At 64.3% G+C, this 19,860-nt stretch carries 20 protein-coding genes; 8 read left to right on the top strand and 12 right to left on the bottom strand.

Features of this window, described 5'->3' with window-relative positions; translation table 11 throughout:
* Positions 1–49: 49 nt before the first annotated feature.
* The 8 genes from CH306_RS08205 to CH306_RS08170 form a co-directional block, all read right to left on the bottom strand.
* The gene (locus CH306_RS08205) at positions 50–277 is read right to left on the bottom strand and encodes a helix-turn-helix domain-containing protein (RefSeq protein WP_032396935.1); all 228 of its coding nucleotides are present in this window, start codon (positions 275–277) and stop codon (positions 50–52) included.
* On the bottom strand, positions 277–876 hold the full coding sequence (locus CH306_RS08200; RefSeq protein WP_230596950.1) for a hypothetical protein: 600 nt from the start codon (positions 874–876) through the stop codon (positions 277–279). Before CH306_RS08200 ends, CH306_RS08205 begins: the two co-directional genes overlap by 1 nt.
* An 81-nt stretch (positions 877–957) precedes the next feature.
* Positions 958–1,704, bottom strand: coding sequence for an ESX secretion-associated protein EspG (locus tag CH306_RS08195; protein ID WP_094646221.1), 747 nt, complete (start codon positions 1,702–1,704; stop codon positions 958–960).
* Between the two features lie 2 nt (positions 1,705–1,706).
* A complete protein-coding gene (locus CH306_RS08190) occupies positions 1,707–3,092 on the bottom strand; it encodes a PPE domain-containing protein (protein ID WP_094646220.1) in 1,386 nt (461 codons plus the stop codon).
* Between the two features lie 40 nt (positions 3,093–3,132).
* Positions 3,133–3,936, bottom strand: a complete 804-nt coding sequence (locus CH306_RS08185) for an HAD family hydrolase (protein ID WP_179272813.1) — start codon at positions 3,934–3,936, stop codon at positions 3,133–3,135.
* The gene (locus CH306_RS08180; RefSeq protein WP_094646219.1) at positions 3,933–6,266 is read right to left on the bottom strand and encodes a phosphoribosyltransferase; all 2,334 of its coding nucleotides are present in this window, start codon (positions 6,264–6,266) and stop codon (positions 3,933–3,935) included. The genes CH306_RS08185 and CH306_RS08180 overlap by 4 nt, the downstream gene beginning before the upstream one ends.
* On the bottom strand, positions 6,263–7,411 hold the full coding sequence (locus CH306_RS08175; protein WP_032397329.1) for an HpcH/HpaI aldolase/citrate lyase family protein: 1,149 nt from the start codon (positions 7,409–7,411) through the stop codon (positions 6,263–6,265). The genes CH306_RS08180 and CH306_RS08175 overlap by 4 nt, the downstream gene beginning before the upstream one ends.
* 23 nt (positions 7,412–7,434) lie before the next feature.
* Positions 7,435–8,520 carry a hypothetical protein gene (locus tag CH306_RS08170; RefSeq protein WP_094646435.1) on the bottom strand — a complete coding sequence of 362 codons (1,086 nt, stop codon included), beginning with the start codon at positions 8,518–8,520 and terminating at the stop codon, positions 7,435–7,437.
* A gap of 220 nt (positions 8,521–8,740) precedes the next feature.
* Between CH306_RS08170 and CH306_RS08165 the strand changes: the two genes are divergently transcribed.
* On the top strand, positions 8,741–9,316 hold the full coding sequence (locus CH306_RS08165; protein WP_032396932.1) for a TerD family protein: 576 nt from the start codon (positions 8,741–8,743) through the stop codon (positions 9,314–9,316).
* A gap of 91 nt (positions 9,317–9,407) precedes the next feature.
* Positions 9,408–10,505, top strand: a complete 1,098-nt coding sequence (locus CH306_RS08160; protein WP_094629055.1) for a DUF475 domain-containing protein — start codon at positions 9,408–9,410, stop codon at positions 10,503–10,505.
* Between the two features lie 23 nt (positions 10,506–10,528).
* Here CH306_RS08160 and CH306_RS08155 read toward each other — a convergent pair whose 3' ends face one another.
* The 4 genes from CH306_RS08155 to CH306_RS08140 form a co-directional block, all read right to left on the bottom strand.
* The gene (locus tag CH306_RS08155; RefSeq protein ID WP_032396930.1) at positions 10,529–10,894 is read right to left on the bottom strand and encodes a helix-turn-helix transcriptional regulator; all 366 of its coding nucleotides are present in this window, start codon (positions 10,892–10,894) and stop codon (positions 10,529–10,531) included.
* A gap of 127 nt (positions 10,895–11,021) precedes the next feature.
* On the bottom strand, positions 11,022–11,417 hold the full coding sequence (locus CH306_RS08150) for a hypothetical protein (RefSeq protein WP_094646218.1): 396 nt from the start codon (positions 11,415–11,417) through the stop codon (positions 11,022–11,024).
* Positions 11,417–12,115 carry a response regulator transcription factor gene (locus tag CH306_RS08145; protein ID WP_045197689.1) on the bottom strand — a complete coding sequence of 233 codons (699 nt, stop codon included), beginning with the start codon at positions 12,113–12,115 and terminating at the stop codon, positions 11,417–11,419. The genes CH306_RS08150 and CH306_RS08145 overlap by 1 nt, the downstream gene beginning before the upstream one ends.
* Before the next feature lie 21 nt (positions 12,116–12,136).
* Positions 12,137–13,540 (bottom strand): glycosyltransferase family 87 protein, encoded by a 1,404-nt coding sequence (locus CH306_RS08140; RefSeq protein WP_094646217.1) that lies wholly within the window; start codon positions 13,538–13,540, stop codon positions 12,137–12,139.
* Positions 13,541–13,701: 161 nt separating this feature from the next.
* On the opposite strand from CH306_RS08140, the gene rpsF reads away from it, so the two are divergent.
* The 6 genes from rpsF to dnaB all read left to right on the top strand — a co-directional run bounded on the left by rpsF (position 13,702) and on the right by dnaB (position 19,784).
* Positions 13,702–13,989, top strand: coding sequence for a 30S ribosomal protein S6 (gene rpsF, locus CH306_RS08135; protein WP_008711385.1), 288 nt, complete (start codon positions 13,702–13,704; stop codon positions 13,987–13,989).
* A 57-nt stretch (positions 13,990–14,046) separates the two neighbouring features.
* Positions 14,047–14,598 (top strand): single-stranded DNA-binding protein, encoded by a 552-nt coding sequence (locus CH306_RS08130; RefSeq protein WP_032378699.1) that lies wholly within the window; start codon positions 14,047–14,049, stop codon positions 14,596–14,598.
* A 42-nt stretch (positions 14,599–14,640) separates the two neighbouring features.
* Positions 14,641–14,883, top strand: a complete 243-nt coding sequence (gene rpsR, locus CH306_RS08125; RefSeq protein ID WP_032396926.1) for a 30S ribosomal protein S18 — start codon at positions 14,641–14,643, stop codon at positions 14,881–14,883.
* Positions 14,884–14,898: 15 nt separating this feature from the next.
* Positions 14,899–15,354: a 50S ribosomal protein L9 gene (rplI, locus tag CH306_RS08120; protein ID WP_032396925.1), complete on the top strand. Its 456-nt coding sequence runs from the start codon at positions 14,899–14,901 to the stop codon at positions 15,352–15,354.
* Positions 15,355–15,587: 233 nt separating this feature from the next.
* Positions 15,588–17,867 (top strand): SulP family inorganic anion transporter, encoded by a 2,280-nt coding sequence (locus CH306_RS08115; protein WP_032396924.1) that lies wholly within the window; start codon positions 15,588–15,590, stop codon positions 17,865–17,867.
* Between the two features lie 522 nt (positions 17,868–18,389).
* Positions 18,390–19,784 (top strand): replicative DNA helicase, encoded by a 1,395-nt coding sequence (dnaB, locus tag CH306_RS08110; RefSeq protein WP_032396923.1) that lies wholly within the window; start codon positions 18,390–18,392, stop codon positions 19,782–19,784.
* The last annotated feature ends 76 nt before the right edge of the window (positions 19,785–19,860 follow it).

The raw sequence follows: 19,860 nt of genomic DNA, 5'->3' as shown, positions 1-19,860 counted from the left end.
ATGTACTTGTTCGATTTGTCCGACTGGCGTCACTGGGATTCGGCGGCCGTCAGATCTGCCGCAGGGTGAACAGGTCGCCGGGTGTGCAGTCGAGGGCGCGGCACACGGCGGTGAGGGTCGAGAATCGGATTGCCTTGGCGCGGTCGTTCTTGAGCACCGACAGATTGACCACGCTGACTCCGGCCAGACGCGAGAGCTCGGCGAGCGTCATCCCGCGGGCGTCGAGAATTTCGCCCAGATGGCAGACGACCAGGTGGTCGACGAACTCCTCCACCATCAGACCAGGCCCTCGGCATCGCGAGCGAGCTTGGTGCCCTGGGTGATGGTGGCGTAGACGAACTGCAGAAACACCGCTACTACGACTGCAACGTAGAGGCCGACGGTCGATATCGACGACGTTGCGACGTCCGATAGCTCCAGTGCGCCGACGACACTGTTCGTGCCCAGCAGATTCATGAAGCCGGTGATGGCGGGATAGACGGCGATGCAGACGCCGATCATCACCACGTCGGTGCGAGCGGCGTTGGTGAACGGGTTGCCCATGATGACGCGGTCGCAGAATCGGTAGACGAACAGCAGCCCGACCAGAATGATGACCATCCCTACGACGATGGACCCGTAGCGCATGAAGTCGATGATGCCCATCAGTCGGGTCAGGTCCGCTTTGGGCACGCTGAGCTCGATCGAGTTGCCCGGTTCCAACCGACCGCCGAACAACTCGGCTGGTGGTGTGCCCGATTGCAGTTCCAACCGCGCGAGGACGTCCTCAGACGAGTGGTACTGCCACAGCCTCCTTCCCGACCACACCACAGCCGCAGCCGCGTAGAACGCCATAGCCCATTTGTTGGCTCGTGCCGAGCCCAGTCCGTATGCCATCCCGCCGCCTCCATATCGATAGTCGATAACAACGAATATCGATAACCTATCGAAAATCGATACGGTGTCAAGGGCGCGCAGTCATTGCCTCAGCGCGACCGCCACGTGCCCTTCGATCTCCGACGCCAAGCCGGCGGTATCGGCAGGCGCTATCTCGATCGACTCTCCGGAGTGCACGATGTACCGGCCGTCCCGATCGAAGTCCATCCAGAAGAACGAGACGGCGTCGGTGTCGCGGCGGTTGTCGTAGGTCTTTCCGCGCGCGACGATGATCTCGCCCACTGCCGACCGTGGGCGGTCGAAGAACGATCGGAACTGCTCGTCCGCCGTCGCGCCTCGCGTTGCGGTGGACAGATGCGTGCCACCCGATGTCGCTGCGGCAGTGGCACGTTCGAGCCGCTTGGCCGGCCGGTGGCCTGCCGTGATACTCGGCACGGGCCCGAGGACCAGGGCGGGGGCACGAGCCGGACCGGTCAGTTCGATGGTGACGGCACCACCGCAGGAGGCGTCGGGCCCCGGCTGCTGAGTCAGCACCGCGGCCGTGTCGTGGCGAATCGCTGCGTGGCTGCGCACGATTGCGTTGGGGGAATCGGTTGTCTCGCCGCGACATTCGATACGAACCATCGGGTCGACGACGCTCCGAACAGCTGCGCCGAGCTCCTCGTCCATCATCGCGTCGATCCTTGCCGACGCCTCGAGTCGCAGTTGTCGCAGTTCGTCCACGGTATCGACGTCGATGGTGACCGCCAGGGGGTACGGCAGTCGGTCGCGTCCGAATCGACTGCACAGCATCATGAAATCGATGCCGGGCATGGTCCAGGTCGTCATCGTCAGCCGCCGAGTACCGGAGGTGCGACGAGGGGCAGATCGCCGATCAGTTCGCTGCCGTTGCTCACGTCCACCAGGTAACCGGGAGTCGCGTGTTCGCCGTCGTTGTCGCCCGCTCCCCGTGTGCCCGGTGCGCCCACGGCACCCATTCCCGGCATACCGTGCGCTCCCGCGCGGCCGGCCGCTGCTGCGCTGCCGAGTCCGCCGCCCGCCCCATTGCTGCCTGCCCCGCCGCCGCCCGTCCCCCCGCCGATCGGAGGGCCGAGAACCGAGCTGCCATAACCTGATCCGGCACCGGAACCGTTTCCGGATCCACCCGCGTATCCCGCGCCGCCGTAGCCCGAACCATTGGATCCTGCGAAGCCGCCACTGCCCGGTCCTGTTCCGCCGTAGCCGCCGCCGGGACCTGCGCCCAGCCCGGAACCCGCACCACCGGAAGCGCCGGGCCCGGTGGCCGATGCGGCCCGAGTGTCACCGGAGTTGTCGGCAGGAGGCAAGGAACCCGAACCGCCGGCCCCCGCCTGCTCCGATGGCGTACCGGTCCGACCCCTATCGGCACCTTCGGCGCCGCCGGGTGGTGCCTGCGTTGCAGCCGTCGGGGCCGCCGAATCTGTTCCGTTCGCGCTCCGGTTTCCGGAACTCGAGCCGAGGCTGCCGTCCCCCGCGGAGTTCCCGAGTCCCCAGCCTCCGCTGGAGGGGGCACTGTCTGCGACCGGGTTGTGCGCTGCCGGTAGCACCGGCACCTCGGAATCGGACTGCAACACCCCTGGTACGTAGACCGAGCGCATGATTCGACGAGCTTCTTCCTGCTGCTCCTCGCGGGCGGACGCTGCGTCCTTCGCGGCGAAGGGAATGGGCAGAAGGGAATCGATCATGCTGCTCACGGGTGCCGCAACCACCGGCGGCATCCTCGATTGCGTCTGCGTGAATCCGGAGTGCGCCTCGAGTAACTTGTTGCTGATCAGGCTCATCGAGGTGGACAGCGCGGTCGCAGACGACACGTAGTCGGCCACGCCGCCACGGACGGCGTCGGCTGTCGGTCCCGACCAGCCCGACGTCATGGCCGCCTCGATGCCGGACCGGAAGGCGTCGGATCCGGTGGTAGCGGCAGCGGACAAGTCGTTCCAGTTCTTGGACGAGTTCCCGATGGTGTCGGTTCCCAGCGATCCGACCATGGCCACGATCTCCTCGTGCGGCATCACCTCGAACGCCTCGGTGATGACCACCTCGGTCGGCTCGAACTCGCCGCGGTAGTCGAGGGCCACGTTCGCCTTCTCGAATGCCGCTTGCAGAACGGAGCCGAGAAATTCGGGGCCGACCGGCGTCACGAACGCACTGGTGACGATGTTGTCGATCGTCGCTGCGAGTTCCTCGTACGGATCCGTCATGCCCACCCCTTGCCCCACTGCCTGTCTCCCCGACGAACAGTTAGACGCGGCGCACGGCACTTCGGTTCCGCAGCCACTCGAGAATCTCCTCGCTGGCCTGGACGCCGGAGGAGTCGGTGACGGTCAAGCCCGGCCGGGTGAATCCGAGCAGCTCGAGTTCGCCGTGCCGTGGTCGAACGGCCGAGTCGGCGGCCATGAGCATCTCGGCATCGAGTGCGCCGTCACCGGCGGCGAAGAGTCGAGCGTCGGCCTCCAGCGTGCCGTCCTGGATCAGCCGGGACCGTACCTCGGCCACCGCAGAGCTCTTGCACACCGCGTTGGGCATCGTGTAGATCTTTCGACCCTGCTGCGAGACGTTCCAGTCCCGAGCGGCGCACCACTGCGACCACTGCGCGACGAAGCCCTCGGGCACGGCGGACGTGTTCACCACCAGGTAGCAGAACAGCCCGTCCGCCTCGCGGTACTTGAGGACCCAGTCCTCGGAGACCCGTGATCTCAACTCTGCGCCGATGCCCACCAGATCCAACTCGAACCTGCTGCGCCACTGCATATCCGGCACACCGTCGACGAGGATGTTGCCCCCGTTGCTGGTGATGGCATATCGCCACGGTGCGCCGGGCAACGCGATCCGCCGAAACTGCTCGATGGTTCGCGTTGTGGTCGGCACCACGACCGTGGTCTCGCTCAATTCCCGAAGCAAGGACACCGCGCGAGAGCTCATGTAGGACAGTGGTTTTCCCTCGTACATCTCGACGCACTCGAACGAATCGTCCAGGGGAACCCCGAGTGCTCCCTCGGAGAAGATCATCGTACGGTCGAGATCCACCGCGACGACAGCGCTCACGACGGGTCCCCGTTCGAGACGTTCTTGATCAGCCCCATGCACGAATAGGCGAGGTCGGGCACCACGTCCACCGGCACGCCCCTGGCTGCGGCGAGCATCCGAATGTGTTCGTGCTCGGGCGCATCGGCGTCCCGCACCAGTACCCGCCACGGGACACGACGCAGCAACACCCGGGTGGTCTCGCCGACGCCCGGTTTGACGAAGTTGACGTGCGAGATTCCGTACTCTTCACGCACCTTCTCCACCGATGCCCACCCGGTCCAGGTGGGGGTTCGGTCGGAGCCCAACACCGCAGCCACCGAGGCATCGACCTCACCGCGGACATCGTCGAACCGCGCAGCGACGGTGTCGAGCAGGTGACGCGAGACGTCGTCGGGGGCGAGATCGGCGTAGTACTTCGCGCCGTGGAAGTCCCCGGGACGAATCAGACTGTCGTTGAGCACGGTTCGTGAAACCAGGCCCGAGACCGTCGAATTGAGACAGGCGGACGCGATGAGGAAGTCGTCGCGGGTGCCGTACGTGCGCGCGCAGTTGCCAGGATCGGCGAGCACGGCGAGGTCGTCGTCGAACTCGGCACCGGGAAAGTCGCGGAGGGCGGCGGTGAGTTCGCGGGCGATCGCACCCTTGCCGGTCCAGCCGTCGACGAACACCACCGAGCGCGAGTCGTGGTGTTCGGCGAGGTAGCGCAAGGCCACGGCGTCGATGCCTCGATCACGCACGATCGAGACGGCGTAGTGGGGAAGCTCGATGCCGTGGGCCGCGAATGCCCAGCGGCGCATCAGAATTCCGACGGGTGTACCCGCCCGAGCCAATGACGCGAGTGCGATGTCGTGTCCGCGCTCGGCCAGCACGACCTCGGTGACGGTTCCGACCGCGACCGCCAGCCGTGACGCGCTTTCCTGTAGCACTTTCTCGAACAATTCGCGGTAGGCCAGATCCGGCTGATACTCGACCGGAAGCGATTCGGCGTAATGAGCCTCGCCGGCTTGAATACGCTGCTCCCGCTCCTCGATTCCTGCTTCGAGGGAGACCGACGAGAGGTCTTTGAGCAGCCACGTGACTTCGTCCGCTGCGTAGGAGCCGAATTCGGGTCCGCGGAGCGGGCGTGCGCGCCGGGAAACCTCGAGCGCCACCGGGTCGGCTCCCGTCACGACAACCAGGAGTACGTCGGTGCCCGAGGCTGCCAGTGTCTCCGCCGCGGCGGCAAGAGCGTCGGTATCGGCGGGGGCGTCGGCCACGAGCACCAGTCTGGTCTCGTGCGGGGCGGACGCGTTGTAGAGGTAGCGCAGTCCCGATTCGTCCTCGGGTGCAGCGAATTCGAAACCACGGCGCAGGGGGTAGTCGGGCACGTCCAGCACGTACGCCGGTGACCGGGTCGTGGTCTGGAACAGCGCACGGTGCCCCAGTTTCTGCAGGGCCGCCGCCAGCCGAAGCGGCAGATACATGAGCTCCTCGTGGCCGATGACGACCACCGGTGTCGATTCGGAGAGCGACGCATCCACGGTGGCTGCGAGGGCGTCGATCGCGGAGTCGAAACCTGCCGAATCGGATCGGAGGAATCCGTGACGTCCGCCGTCGGGCAGGGTGGCCGGCCAGTGGGCGTCGACTCGATGAACCGAACCAGGCTGTGCAGCAGTGGGATTGAATACCGGATCCGGGAGGTCCAGCACTGTCTGCGTCAGTCCCGGCTCCAGCTCGACGGATCCCTGTGCCAGGCTCACGTTGTCGATCCGAACGCCGAGTTCTGTTGCCACCGCGGCAGCTGCAGCGAGATGCTCGGCGGTGCGCATGTCCACCAGGGATGCGATGACGTAGTGCGCGCGCCCGGCCGTGGAGTGAATCTGTCGCAACGCATCCAATGCGGTCGCTCCGGTCGAGATCTCGTCGTCGACGAGTATCAACGGCAGGTCGCCGGCGAGAAGGTCGGCCGAAGTGGGCATCAGCAGGTGGTCGGTGGCGTGCGAGTGACCCTCCTCGAACTCGCCGTGCACCGTCATGCCGGGAACACCGCGGCGCGTCGAGTGCAGGTAGCAGTGCGCGCCCAGAGCCGTTGCGACCGTGTGGCCCAATCCCGTTGCGGTCTCGGCGAATCCGAGAACATCGACATCGGAACCGTCCACCGCGGTCTGCACCAGGGCGGCCAGTTCGGTGCCTGCGGCGATCACGACGTCCGGATCCACAGGGATGTGTTTGCCGAGCACCGTCGAGACCAACAGATGGGCGCGGCGGGGATTGCGACGCAGACCTGGCCGCACCAACTGCGTGGCCGACCAGGACGACGACGAACCGGTGTCGGTGAGCGCGATCCCGTCGGCCGGGTTCGTGTTCATCGCTGTGCCAGTGCGGTCAGTAGATCCACGAACGTGATTCCCTCGTTGGTGACGCCGAACGCCCTGGCGCGCACCACCGTCTGCTTCGCCCAGTTGCGGTGCGGGCCGAGCTCGTTCATCTTGTTGCGGTAGCCGGACGCCTGGACGCCGCCCTGGTCGGAGGAGAGAATGTCGAGTGCATCGTGGTATTCCTCGTGCGTCACCGCGGACAGTGCGTGCACGGCAGGTACGTGCGAGGGGTGGATGACGGTCTTGCCCTGAATGCCGTTCGCGCGGTCGAGTGCCACCTCGCGCAGCAGGGCGTCGAGGTCGCTGCTGACCAGTTGCTGGCGGAAGCGTACGGCCTGTTGATCGACGAACGGCGTCTGACGCAGCAGGGGACGGAACATGCGTTCGTGGTCTGCGAAGTACTCCCACACCGGTCCGGTGATGACGAATCCCGAACCGTCGTAGCGGCCCAGGTGATTGACGATCGCGCTGATGACGTCGGCGACGACGCGGACGTCGTAGATCGTCAGGTCGCGGTCGCGGCGGATGCCGAACGTGCCGCACATGTCGGTGGCACCGATTCGCACCGCCAGTACGACGTCGCGGTACTCACCGAGCAGTTCGCGAATGGCAACCAGTTCCGCGTCGCGGGTCTCCCGGTGCACCACCTCCGGTGATTCGAGGACCGGCATGGCGAACAGGCGGGTGCCGTGTGTCTTCGACGCAGCGACGATCTCGTCGAGGAACTCGGCTCCGCGTGCTGCCGTGAACTTCGGTACGACGAATCCGGCCAGCCCTGCGGCACCGTGGTCGAGGCCGTCGCAGATGCTGCGGATGTGGGCGGCGGTACGAGCCCGAACGAACACCAGCGATCCCGAACCCGAGAGTTCGTTCAGAGTTCGCACGGTGTTGGCCAACGCTTCTTCCAGATCATGATCTGCGACAGCGTCTTCGAGATCGATGACGATGGACCGCACACCCTCGTCGGTGCGTTTGTTCACCGTTGCCGTCAGGTCCGGACGCGTGGCCGGGATGTACAGCGTTGCGCCGAGAGCCGTTGCCACGAGGTCGTTTCCGTCGCTCGTCTCGATGTCTTCCGGTTGCATGAAGAACACTCGTCGGCGAGTGTCTGCGTCGAGATGGCGAAAGTGTTGCACCACTGTCCTTCGTGTGAATGTAGTCAGTGCGAGGTTCGCATGCGGTCGATCACGCCTGCGATGAAGTCCGAAATGGTATCCAGATCCTGCAGATATGACCAGTAGTCCGGGTGGGTACCCGTCAGCGCTGTGCTCGCCCTGTCGATCCGGGCGAGCTGAGCATCCAACACCGAGCCCCATTCGGCAACCAGACCACGATTGATCGCGAGTTGTTGAGCGTCACGAAGTTTGAACCGCACCTTGTTCTCGGTCTCTTTCGGATCGGCCCTGACCGCGCGCAGCAGTCGAACTCGGTCGGTGACCGCGTCGACCAGTTGTTCGGCATCGCTCAGGTGTTGGCGCGCCTGGGTGACCAGATCCAGTGACTGCTCGGGATTGCCCGTATCGAGCGCCGAACGCGCCGCGCGCAGGTCCTCGTCGGCCTGCTCGATGTGGCGCGCACTGGATCGTTCGTTTCGGGACAGATCTGCCGAGCTCTTGGCGTTGAATTCACGAAGCAAGCTCGAGAAGGCAGGCGCAATACCTTCGGATCTGGTTCGCACCGCCTCGATTCGGGTGCGCACGGAGGCCAGCGCGGTCCGGGCCTCCTGAAGGCGTCCCGGGGCCGAGTCCACGGCAGCACGGAGCGCGGCCGCACGGTCGCGGACTTGGGCGGCGTGCTCTCGGGCGCGCAGAGGGTCGCGCTGATCGGCCTGTAATTGTGTTGTCGCAGAATCGAGTTCGCGCCACGCCTGGCGAAGTGAGGGGTAGGCGGCGAACTGCTCGTCGACGGTGGAGCGGGCTGCGTCTGCCTCGGCCAACGCGTCCTGGACCAGGCGCGGGGTCGCGGCGAACTGAGCAGATGCCTGCTCGAGCGTGCCTCGATGGGCGTCGTAGAACCGATCGACGGCAGTGCTGGCATCGTGCAGAAGCGCGGTCGCTCGGTCGAACGCCGATCTGGCGGCAGGGGTGGTGATTCCGTCGAACTGCTCGACGGCGGCGAGGTAGGCGGCTCCGGCGTCGAAACATTGCTTCTCGGTGTCGGACCATCGGCCTGCGAGTCGATCCTGAGGGCGCAGTGCGGTGGAGGCCTCGACGCCGGCCGACGCGATGGACTGACGCTTGTCCATGTCGAGGAACGCGGCGACAGCGTTGTCCTGGGATCGACGCGCGGCGGCGTCCGATTCGGCACCCCGGCGGAACACCCCAGGCCAGCGACTTGTCACCTGCTCGATAGTACTGACGGGAACCCTGGCGATGTCGCAGTCGTTGGCTGAGTACGTCCAAGAACCGGACATTCCCACTACGGTTGACCCCGTAACGGGAAACCAATTGCGAAAGGACCTCTCAATGGGCGTCAGCCTCAGCAAGGGTGGCAATGTCTCGCTCACCAAGGCAGCTCCGAACCTGACCGCGGTCGTGGTCGGTCTCGGATGGGACATCCGCACGACGACCGGCACCGACTTCGATCTCGACGCCAGCGCCATCGCTCTGAACTCGACGAAGAAGGCCTTGAGCGACGGGCACTTCGTGTTCTTCAACAACCTGAAGTCTCCCGACGGCTCCATCGAGCACACCGGGGACAACACCACGGGTGAGGGCGACGGAGACGACGAGCAGATCAAGGTCGATCTCGCCGCAGTACCGCCGGAGATCGAGACCATCGTCTTCCCCGTGTCCATCTACGATGCGGACGCACGCTCGCAGTCGTTCGGTCAGGTGCGCAACGCGTTCATCCGCGTCATCAACCAGGCCGACAACTCCGAGCTCGCACGCTACGACCTCAGCGAGGACGCCTCCACCGAGACCGCCATGGTCTTCGGTGAGCTGTACCGCAACGGCGCGGAGTGGAAGTTCCGCGCGGTCGGTCAGGGCTACGCCTCGGGACTCGCAGGAATCGCTCGCGATTTCGGAGTAAACGTGTAGTAAAGGCCTCCTCAAGATTGGGAGTACCCCCGCCTCGTCATTCATGATGGGCGGGGGTTTTTCCGTCTTTGTCTCGAGAAGGGCCACGACTGTGGTTGTCAAGATCTTCGGATGGTCGATCGCGGTCACCATCGTGTCCGTCATCGTGGCTTTTCTGTACGGCGGGATCGAGGCGATGATCCTCGTCCTCATCCTCGGTGTACTCGAGGTGTCGCTGTCCTTCGACAATGCCGTCATCAACGCCACCGTGTTGCGACGCATGAGCGAGTTCTGGCAGAAGATCTTCCTCACCATCGGCATCATCATCGCCGTGTTCGGCATGCGGCTGCTGTTCCCGCTGGTCATCGTCTGGGCTGCGTCGGGCCTCGGTCCGGTCGCCGCGATCGACCTGGCCCTCAACCCGCCCGCCGACGGTGCCGCAACGTTCCCGGACGGTTCACCCAGCTACGAGACGCTCCTCACCGACGCGCATCCGCAGATCGCTGCATTCGGTGGCATGTTCCTGCTGATGCTCTTCCTCGGATTCATCTTCGAGGATCGCGAGATCACCTGGTTGAGCTGGCTCGAAAAGCCGCTCGCCCGCATCGGTCGCCTCGATCAGCTCTCCGTGGTCGTCGCAGGCCTGCTGCTGGTCCTGAGCGCCGAATTCCTCGCCGAGGACGACAAGATCTCCACCGTCATGGTCTCCGGCGTGCTGGGCATGATCACCTACATTGCAGTGAACGGACTCGGTGAACTCTTCCACGTCGAAGAAGAGGGCGAAGAGTCCTCCGGCGGGCCGAGCGAACTGGCGAAGGCGACGGGTAAGGCCGGGTTCTTCCTGTTCCTCTACCTCGAGGTGCTCGACGCATCGTTCTCGTTCGACGGTGTCATCGGTGCGTTCGCCATCACCGCAGACCCGATCATCATCGCGCTCGGCCTGGGCTTCATCGGTGCGATGTTCGTCCGCTCGATCACGGTCTTCCTGGTTCGCAAGGGAACGTTGTCCGATTACGTGTACCTCGAGCACGGTGCGCACTGGGCGATCGGTGCGTTGTCCATCATCCTGCTGGTTTCGATCGGTGTACACATCAACGAGCTGATCACCGGCTTCGTGGGAATCCTGTTCATCGGGGCCGCCCTGCTGAGCAGTATTCGACGCAACAAACGCCTCGAGAACGAGGGCGTGGACACTGCCGTCAGCGTCTGACCGACGGCATCACCGACCCTGGTTCACAGCTCCGAGATATCGACGAGCCCGTCCTGCAGGGCGCGCGCGACGAGGGCCGCCTTGGTCGGTGCCGGCCGTCCGACGGAGGTGTACTTGGCCCGAATCCGGGTGAGGTGGGTGTTGACGGTGCCGAGCGAGAGAAACAGTGCCTTCGCCACTTCGGTCTTCGAGTCGTGTCGAATCCAGCAGAGCAGCACCTCGATCTCGCGGCCGGTCAGATCCGGTCGCGGCGGGAAGGGGCTCGTGGCGGCGGGAACGGGATGTATCTGCATCGGGGGTGGAACGAGGCTGATCGGACCGCGTGAACGGCGCGTCGTCGGGACTCCGGAGTCGTTCGCGGAGGGCAAGGGTTCGAGCAGTGCAGACATCTAATCTCCCGGACGCCGAAGTGAGTTGAGACCGACTAAACCAATGCGGTCGATTCTCACAGGTAATTCGCAGGTTTTCTGCCCTTGTTATTTGGGGCATTGAACCGTCAACCGTCCTGTCAGAGTGTCACGGGGCTACGACAGACTTCTCTCCGACTGCATCGAGTTCGATCCGCACGTCGGCGCTCGAGTCGCTGACCAGTATGGATACGATCTTCGCGCGTCCAGGCGGCAGGATCCGAGCGGTCACCACCCCGTCTGTCGCACCGCTGAGCGCGTCGGAAACCGCGGTGCTCACTCGGTCCGAAATTGTGGGATGAGCCATAGTGAGCCCGCCGTCGTCGAGCGGAATCACCTGCACACTCCGTGCCCTGGCAGCCCGCGCTTGCGCGGCGACCTCGTCCGTCGTCAGTCCCGGTGCCCGCAGTCGATCCGGCAGAGTTGCCGCGTGAAGTCCGCAGGCCTGCCGCTCGGCGGTATCGAGACCGGACCCGCTCGCGATTTTCTCGAGTGGGGCCTGCATCAATCCTGTGGAGGTAGCTCGGGCATCGGGAGCCAGCCGTCCTCGACCGCACGCTTGTACAGATCGGTCTTCGTCGGTGCCGGACGTCCCGCCTCGGCGTATTTGTTGCGGATCCGTACCAGGTAGTCGTTGACGGTCTGCTCGGACAGTCCGGCCAGGCGGGCGACGCGTCCGGCCTTCTCGCCCGACGCGTAGAGGGCGAGTACTTCACGTTGGCGTGGACTGAGTCCCACGTCCGGAAGCTGGGGATCGCCGTCGATTGCGGCAGCCCAGTCCGTCGTGACGACCTGTCCCCCGCTCGCGGCGCGCCGGATCGCGGAGACGATCGCTGCGGCCGGTGCCGACTTGCGAACTACGCCCAGTACGCCCGCACGAGCTGCCGAGCGAACCAGAAAGGCGTTCTCGGCACCGGTGTAGACGAGGACGCGCGCACCGGCGGCGTGCAGTTGCTCCACGTTGGAGCGGGGTGAGGACCCGTCACCGAGCCGAAGATCGAGTACCACCAGATCGAGTGTCGGCTGCTGGGCGAGCAACTCTGCGACGGTGGCGGCGGTGGATACCAGTTCCAGGTCGGGTTCGTCGGCGAGCATGGCCTTGAGTCCGAGCGCTACCGATTCGTGGTCCTCGACGAGGCCGACGCGTCGTACTTCGGTAGTCCGATTTTCTGTGCTCTCCTGTGATCGCGACACCTGTGTCATGTCCCCGCCCCGCTCTGCGCCCTACTGCCCCGGTGATCCCGTCAGCGATGTCGCTGCTGGTCGGCGCGATGATACCGACTCCTGGTCTGTTTCGCCGCGCACTGGAATCCGCATGCGCGTACGGATGAACAGCACGAACAGCACCACCAGCAGCAGCGCCCGTCCCCACACCCCTACCAGAACGAAGAACTCCTCGTCCTCGGCGTCCACCCCGGAGGCCAACGCGGCGAAGTACTTGAACACGCCGATTCCCATCGACAGATCGACGATGAGATACGCGGCGACGAGCGCCCACGGGACCCGAAGCAATACCAGGAACGGCAGCAGCCACAGCGTGTACTGCGGCGAGTGCACCTTGTGCAGCAGCATGAATCCGCACAGCATCGACCCGCTCACCGCGACCCACGGGTACGTTCCGACAACCTTTGCCCGACGCCAGCCGAGCCACAGCGCAAGTGCGAACGCGGCGAACACCAGCAGCGGCGACGCGACATCGACCACATCCTGGAAGGACGCGTCGGCCTCCGCGTAGGCATCGGGAGTCATCTGGTCGCTGATGTAGAAGTGGCGCAGTCCCCAGTACCAGATGGAGTTGGTCGTCAGGTCTGCCTGCCGCAGCGACTGGAAGGTGAAGGATGCACGCCACCCCTCGTAACCGAGGACTGCGAACGGCAGGTTGACTGCAACCACCGTGCCGATCGCGGCACCGGCGACCATCAGACCGCCACGGACGTCCCAGCGACCCCGGATGGTGTCGGCGGACTCGCGCCCGTCGATGCCGCCGGTGACCACATACGCGATCAGGGGCAATACGAAAGCTCCCGGGTAGAGCTTGAGGCAGAAGCCGACGGCCAACAGCACCGACGCGAGAATCGCTCTGCGCCGCAGCGGCATCGGCAGGGTCATGACGAAGATCGCGCCGACGGCAGCGGCCACGACCGGAAGTTCCCAGTTGTGGAAGGCGTACATCACCACAGGTGGGCCGATCGACCACAGCAACGCGGACCAGCCGGCCATCCGCCCGAGCATCCAGGCGGTGAGCAGACCGAACGGTGCCAGAATCAACGCCGAGGTCAGCAGGAACTGTGCATCGGTGTGGGCCGGGATTGCTCCGAGCCACATCAGCAACCCACTGAGGACGGGATACTCCACCGTCCCGCCGGTGAGGATCCCGTCGCTGGTGATGGCTCCGTGAATGTAGGGAAAGATGTGATTGTCGATGTCTCGGCCGAGCCACAGGAATTGGATGTCGGAGTAGCAGACCGAGGAATCCTTGATGGCGTCGAACACCGTGCTGCGTCCGGAGGCGTCGAACGGCGCGACCGCGCATCGGGCCTTGTTCAGATATCCCAGAATCAATCCCAGTGCAGCCATCGCGACGACCACGACGACCGTCATCGGATTGGCGCGGACCCCGGATCGCATGGTGCAAGAGTATGACGCGTGAGGGCCGGACCGTGCGCCCGACGCGAATTAGCAGGTCAGGGCCCTGTCGTGTATCTTCGAGGGGTTGCTGACGCAACGACCCTCCTGCCACGGACAGTCCGTGGCCGTTTTCACTAGTCCACAGGAGGTGATGAGGTCTTATGCGTCATTACGAATTGATGGTCATTCTCGACCCCAATCTGGACGAGCGCACTGTCGCTCCGTCGCTCGACACGTTCCTCAACGTCGTTCGCAAGGATGGCGGCACCGTCGACAAGGTCGATGTGTGGGGCAAGCGTCGTCTGGCCTACGAAATCCTCAAGCATGCCGAGGGCATCTACGCCGTTGTGAACCTCAACGCCGAGCCTGCCACCGTCAGCGAGCTCGATCGTCAGCTCGGACTCAACGAGTCCGTTCTGCGCACGAAGGTCCTGCGACAGGGCAAGTAATTGTCGTTGCCCGCCTCTAGGCTGGCATCTACAACGCTTACTACTGAAAGAGGAACCATGGCAGGCGAGACCGTCATCACCGTCATCGGAAACTTGACGGCTGATCCAGAACTTCGATTCACCCCCGCCGGCGCGGCGGTTGCCAACTTCACGGTTGCATCCACCCCGCGCACATTCGATCGTCAGACGAACGAGTGGAAAGACGGCGACGCGCTCTTCATGCGCTGCAACATCTGGCGCGAGGCAGCGGAGAACGTTGCCGAGAGCTTGACCCGAGGCTCGCGAGTGATCGTGAGCGGACGGCTGCGGCAGCGCTCGTACGAGACGCGTGAGGGTGAGAAGCGGACAGTCGTCGAGCTCGAGGTAGACGAGATCGGACCTTCACTCCGCTACGCCACCGCAAAGGTCAACAAGGCCAACCGCGGTGGAGGTGGCGGCGGAGGCGGCTTCAACTCCGGCTCCGGCTCCGGTTCCTCCGGCGGATCGAGCGGCGGCCGCTCGAACTCCTCGTCCAACTCCGGTTCCGGCGGAGACGATCCCTGGGGCAGTGCCCCGGCGGCGTCGGGCTCCTTCGGCGGACGTGGCGGAGACGAAGAGCCACCGTTCTAGATCCTTCGATCGAGAACAACCAGATGTAACGGAGAAAGACCCATGCCCAAACCGCCATTGCGCGACAAGGTGCTCAAGAAGAAAGCGTGTTCCTTCTGCAAGGAAAAGAACACGTCGATCGATTACAAGGACACGACGTTGCTGCGTAAGTACGTCAGCGATCGCGGAAAGATCCGTGCTCGCCGTGTCACCGGCAACTGCGTCCAGCATCAGCGTGACGTGGCCGTTGCCGTGAAGAACTCGCGTGAGGTAGCACTGCTGCCTTACGCCGCGACGGCTCGATAGAAAGGGGCGATTGGTATGAAACTGATCCTCACCGCTGATGTGGACAACCTCGGTGCGCCTGGCGACACCGTAGAGGTCAAGGACGGCTACGGCCGTAACTTCCTGCTGCCCCGCGGATTGGCCATCCAGGCCACCCGTGGAGCTCAGAAGCAGGTCGACGGCATCCGCCGCGCTCAGGAAGCTCGTGCCGTCCGCGGCCTCGAGCACGCCAACGAGCTCAAGCAGGCCATCGAAGGCCTCGAGGCCGTCACGCTCTCCGTGAAGACCGCGGGCGACTCGGGCAAGCTGTTCGGCTCGGTCACCGCGTCGGACGTCGCTTCTGCTCTGAAGGCTGCCGGTGGCCCGGTCGTCGACAAGCGCAGCATCGATCTGCCGAAGGCTCACGTCAAGAGCACGGGCAAGCACGACATCGTCGTGAACCTGCACCCCGACGTGACCGCCAAGTTCAAGCTGGATGTCGTCGGAAGCTGATTTCAGCTTTCGGCCCGTTTCGGTCGAACAAAGCCCCACGAACCTCGGTTCGTGGGGCTTTTTCGTGTCTTCTCACAAAGATCAACTGTCGCAATGGGTTCCGATTTGTGAAGCATCTCTCTTCGGACGTTCGTGAGCAAAGCTTTGCGTACTCTTTAGGCGGGGCGACATCGAACATCATCACCAACTGGATTCACCCGACCTGACGCCTAGACGCCCGGAGGAACGCTGCCGTGACCACGACCGTGGAACCCGATTCCGACCCCAGTCCCGAGACCCGACTCGAGCCGCAGTCTCGCGTCGGGTCGATCCTGAAATACGACGTACCGGCCTCGTTGGTCGTTTTCCTTGTTGCAGTGCCACTTTCGATCGGTATCGCCGTCGCATCGGGCGCGCCGATCATGGCCGGTCTCATTGCCGCTGTGGTCGGCGGCATTCTTGCCGGCATACTCGGCGGATCACCGCTGCAGGTCAGTGGCCCCGCGGCAGGCCTGACCGTCGTGGTTGCCGAGTTGGTCAACCAATTCGGGTGGGGCGTAACGTGCGCCATCACCGTCCTGGCCGGTGCTGTGCAGATCCTGCTGGGAATGAGCCGGATTGCGCGCAGTGCGTTGGCCATCTCGCCCGTCGTGGTGCATGCGATGCTCGCCGGAATCGGTATAACCATTGCGCTGCAACAGATTCACGTGCTTCTCGGCGGGGAATCCGAAAGTTCTGCGGTCCAGAACGTCCTCGCCATCCCTACATCCGTCGCGAACGGCCAGTGGCCGTCGATCGTCGTCGGCGGAATTGTGGTCGTGCTGATGTTCGCCTGGCCACGGTTGAGCGAGTTGTCCGGCGTGCTGGCCAAGGTCACCAAGGTGCCGGCCGCCCTGGTCGCAGTGGTCACCGCCACCGCGGTCTCGATCTTCTTCTCACTCGATGTCGAACGAATCGAATTGCCCGGCAACCTGATCGAGTCCTTGAGCCTGCCGGTCATGCCCGACGGGCAGTGGAGTGCGTTCGTCACCGGCGTCATCACCATCGCGTTGATCGCCAGTGTCGAGAGTCTGCTTTCCGCGGTGGCCGTCGACAAGATGCACAGCGGTGAGCGCACCAACTTCGACCGTGAATTGATGGCTCAGGGTGCCGGCAACATGGCCTCAGGCGCCATCGGCGGTCTGCCGATCACCGGGGTGATCGTGCGCAGTGCCACCAACGTCAAGGTCGGTGCCAAGTCTCGGGCATCGGCGATTCTGCACGGCGTGTGGATTCTGATCTTCTCCGTACTGTTCATCTCGATCGTCGAACTGGTTCCCTTCGCAGCTCTGGCCGGGTTGCTGGTGATGATCGGTGTGCAGCTGATCAAGCTGGCGGACATCAAGATTGCGAACAAGACCGGAGACATCGCGGTCTATGCGGTCACTGTCGTCGGAGTGGTGGCGCTCAACCTGCTCGAGGGTGTGTTGATCGGTTTGGCACTGTCGATCATCCTCGTGCTGCGTCGGGTGGTGTGGGCGAAGGTCAGGGCCGAGGAAACCGTCGACGGCACCTGGCGTGTCACCACCGAGGGGTCGTTGAGCTTCCTCGCGCTCCCCCGGTTGACGCATGTGCTGTCCACTGTCCCGGCAGGCACGGCCGTCACGGTCCACCTCGGCGTCGACTTCCTCGACCATGCCGTGCACGACGCCTTGAACGAGTGGATGCGTCAGCACGAACTCGGCGGCGGCACAGTGAAAGTCGAAGAAGTGGGTACGGCGTCCATGGCGGCGGCTGCCGAAGGGCCACCCAAGCGTGGATCGGCGACGGTACGCAGTTCGTTGGCACCGTGGCGTGCCTGGCAGCTCAAGAGCGATGTTGCGCAGGAGGACTCGCCCGCGGCCCTGCGGCCGGTGTTGAGCGGCGTTGCGGAGTACCACCGCACGCATGCTCCCAACATCCGTCCGCACCTCGAGGGACTGACCGACAGCCAGGATCCGGACACTCTGTTTCTGTGCTGTGTGGATTCGCGAGTCATGCCGAACACGATCACCAGCAGCGGCCCGGGTGACCTGTTCACCGTCCGCAACATGGGCAACCTCGTTCCCGCTCAGGGGCAGGACTGCTCGGTGGAGGCGGCGCTGGCGTTCGGTGTCGATCAACTCGGGACCTCGTCGGTCGTGGTCTGTGGGCACTCGGGCTGCGGTGCCATGAAAGCGGTACTCAGCGGCCCTGAGAACGCCGCGGACGCCTCCGTCGCCGAGTGGTTGGGTTACGGGATGGCAAGCCTCGACGCGTATCGCAGCGGGCACGTGGTCGGTCGGCAGGCGGCGGAGCTCGGTTTCGGAGAGGCGGACCAACTGGCGATGGTGAACGTCGCAGTGCAGCTGCAGACGCTCACGCGGCATCGAGTCGTCGGTCGTGCCAACGCCGAGGGGCGCCTACGAATCACCGGCCTCTTCTTCGACATTCCGTCGGCACGAGTTCTGCAGATAGGTACCCAGGAGATCACGGTCCTCGACCCGGCGGACTGCCCGCAGAAGAGTGACTCCTGACGTCTCGGCGTGAGTGTCGAGGGGCCCGATTCCAAGAATGGGATCGGGCCTCTCGCGTCTAAACGGGAGAGTGGTCTGTTTCTGTGAGTCATCCCAGTCGGTGTGACCCAATTCACCCCTGGGTTCACCTGGCATTTACTCAACACGCCCGAGTTGTCAATTCGGCCGACACGCCGCTCCCGAATCGATGCACAGGAAGAAAACTTTATGTACACCCTTTGACCTGGCGAAGAACCCGAAAACCGGAAAGTTATACCCAGGTTGTCCACAGATGGTCAACACCGTTGTTCAACACCATCCACATTTCATCCACAGTTCCATCCACAGGCCATGTTGTGACTCCTGCCGATAGCGCTTAACGTCCGTGCAGCGTCTCTCTCGATGCCGTGCGGCGGCCTCCGGAGAGTGCGTATCCGGTGCCGAGCAGGACCTGTCGGTGCCCGGGGGTAGAACTTGCTACACAGCACCGCCGGGTGATATTCGACGGTGCCGACGACAATGGGGAGAGGACGGCCGGTTCGCGTGGCAGTTGTGGACGATCGAGGACAGTCCGACTACTCCGGCCCCTCCTCCAGCGAGGGCCCCGGCGAGGATTTCGGTCGCCAGCCCCCACAGGACATGGCGGCCGAACAGTCCGTACTCGGCGGCATGCTGCTGAGCAAGGACGCCATTGCCGACGTGCTCGAGGTGCTTCGTCCCGGCGACTTCTATCGCCCGGCCCACCAGAACGTGTACGACGCGATCCTCGACCTCTACAGCCGCGGTGAGCCTGCCGACCCGGTCACCGTATCGGCCGAGCTGGACCGTCGCGGTGAGCTCAAACGCATCGGCGGCCCCCCGTACCTGATCACCCTGACGCAGACGACGCCGACGGCAGCCAATGCCGGGTACTACGCCGAGATCGTCGCGGAGAAGTCGATTCTGCGCCGGCTCGTGCAGGCCGGTACCCGCATCGTGCAGTTCGGCTACGCCGGAGCCGACGGCCAGGACGTGGCCGAGGTGGTCGACCGTGCGCAGGCCGAGGTGTACGAGGTCACCGAACGCCGCACCTCCGAGGACTTTCTGCCCCTCGAGGAACTGCTGCAGCCCACGATGGACGAAATCGACTCCATCGCCAGCCGTGGTGGCATATCCCTCGGTGTACCAACAGGATTCGCCGAACTCGACGAAATCACCAACGGCCTGCACCCGGGTCAGATGATCATCGTGGCGGCGAGGCCTGGCGTGGGTAAGTCGACCCTGAGTATGGATTTCATGCGTTCGTGCTCGATCAAGCACGGCATGCCCAGTGTCATTTTCTCCCTGGAAATGAGTCGCACCGAGATCGTCATGCGACTGTTGTCCGCCGAGGCGAAGATCAAGCTCGGCGACATGCGTTCGGGAAAGATGACCGACGACGACTGGACCAAGCTGGCCCGGCGCATGAGCGAGATCAGCGAAGCACCGCTCTTCGTCGACGACTCCCCGAACCTGACGATGATGGAGATCCGTGCCAAGGCACGTCGCCTCAAGCAGCGCAACGGACTGAAACTCATTGTGGTGGACTACCTTCAGCTGATGTCGTCGGGCAAGAAGGTCGAATCCCGTCAGCAGGAGGTCTCGGACTTCTCCCGTCAGCTCAAGCTGTTGGCCAAGGAACTCGAATGCCCGGTGGTCGCGGTCTGCCAGCTCAACCGTGGCCCGGAGCAGCGAACCGACAAGAAGCCGATGGTCTCGGACCTCCGTGAGTCCGGCTCACTGGAGCAGGACGCCGACATGGTGATTCTGCTGCACCGCCCTGACGCAATCGAGCGCGACGACCCCCGCGGGGGTGAGGCCGACCTGATCCTCGGCAAGCACCGTAACGGCCCGACCGCGACAATCACTGTGGCTCACCAGCTTCACCTGTCCAGATTCGTGGACATGGCGCGGGGCTAGGGCCGACAGCGCTGGGTCGCGTATTCTCTTCAGGAATCAACCAAGCCCTTATCGCAGCATTCGACGAAAGTAATTC

The organism is Rhodococcus sp. 15-725-2-2b (assembly GCF_002259075.1).
Classification (GTDB): Bacteria; Actinomycetota; Actinomycetes; order Mycobacteriales; family Mycobacteriaceae; genus Rhodococcoides.
This window is presented reverse-complemented; position numbering and strand designations above follow the sequence as displayed.

Coding starts and splice junctions, on each gene's coding strand:
- CH306_RS08150 (WP_094646218.1), bottom strand. CDS start 11,417: ATGCAGGCCCCACTCGAGAAAATCGCGAGCGGGTCCGGTCTCGATACC.
- CH306_RS08140 (WP_094646217.1), bottom strand. CDS start 13,540: ATGCGATCCGGGGTCCGCGCCAATCCGATGACGGTCGTCGTGGTCGTC.
- CH306_RS08155 (WP_032396930.1), bottom strand. CDS start 10,894: ATGTCTGCACTGCTCGAACCCTTGCCCTCCGCGAACGACTCCGGAGTC.
- CH306_RS08170 (WP_094646435.1), bottom strand. CDS start 8,520: ATGGACAAGCGTCAGTCCATCGCGTCGGCCGGCGTCGAGGCCTCCACC.
- CH306_RS08130 (WP_032378699.1), top strand. CDS start 14,047: ATGGCAGGCGAGACCGTCATCACCGTCATCGGAAACTTGACGGCTGAT.
- rpsF (WP_008711385.1), top strand. CDS start 13,702: ATGCGTCATTACGAATTGATGGTCATTCTCGACCCCAATCTGGACGAG.
- CH306_RS08165 (WP_032396932.1), top strand. CDS start 8,741: ATGGGCGTCAGCCTCAGCAAGGGTGGCAATGTCTCGCTCACCAAGGCA.
- rplI (WP_032396925.1), top strand. CDS start 14,899: ATGAAACTGATCCTCACCGCTGATGTGGACAACCTCGGTGCGCCTGGC.
- CH306_RS08145 (WP_045197689.1), bottom strand. CDS start 12,115: ATGACACAGGTGTCGCGATCACAGGAGAGCACAGAAAATCGGACTACC.
- CH306_RS08190 (WP_094646220.1), bottom strand. CDS start 3,092: ATGACGGATCCGTACGAGGAACTCGCAGCGACGATCGACAACATCGTC.
- CH306_RS08195 (WP_094646221.1), bottom strand. CDS start 1,704: ATGACGACCTGGACCATGCCCGGCATCGATTTCATGATGCTGTGCAGT.
- CH306_RS08180 (WP_094646219.1), bottom strand. CDS start 6,266: ATGAACACGAACCCGGCCGACGGGATCGCGCTCACCGACACCGGTTCG.
- CH306_RS08200 (WP_230596950.1), bottom strand. CDS start 876: ATGGCATACGGACTGGGCTCGGCACGAGCCAACAAATGGGCTATGGCG.
- CH306_RS08205 (WP_032396935.1), bottom strand. CDS start 277: ATGGTGGAGGAGTTCGTCGACCACCTGGTCGTCTGCCATCTGGGCGAA.
- rpsR (WP_032396926.1), top strand. CDS start 14,641: ATGCCCAAACCGCCATTGCGCGACAAGGTGCTCAAGAAGAAAGCGTGT.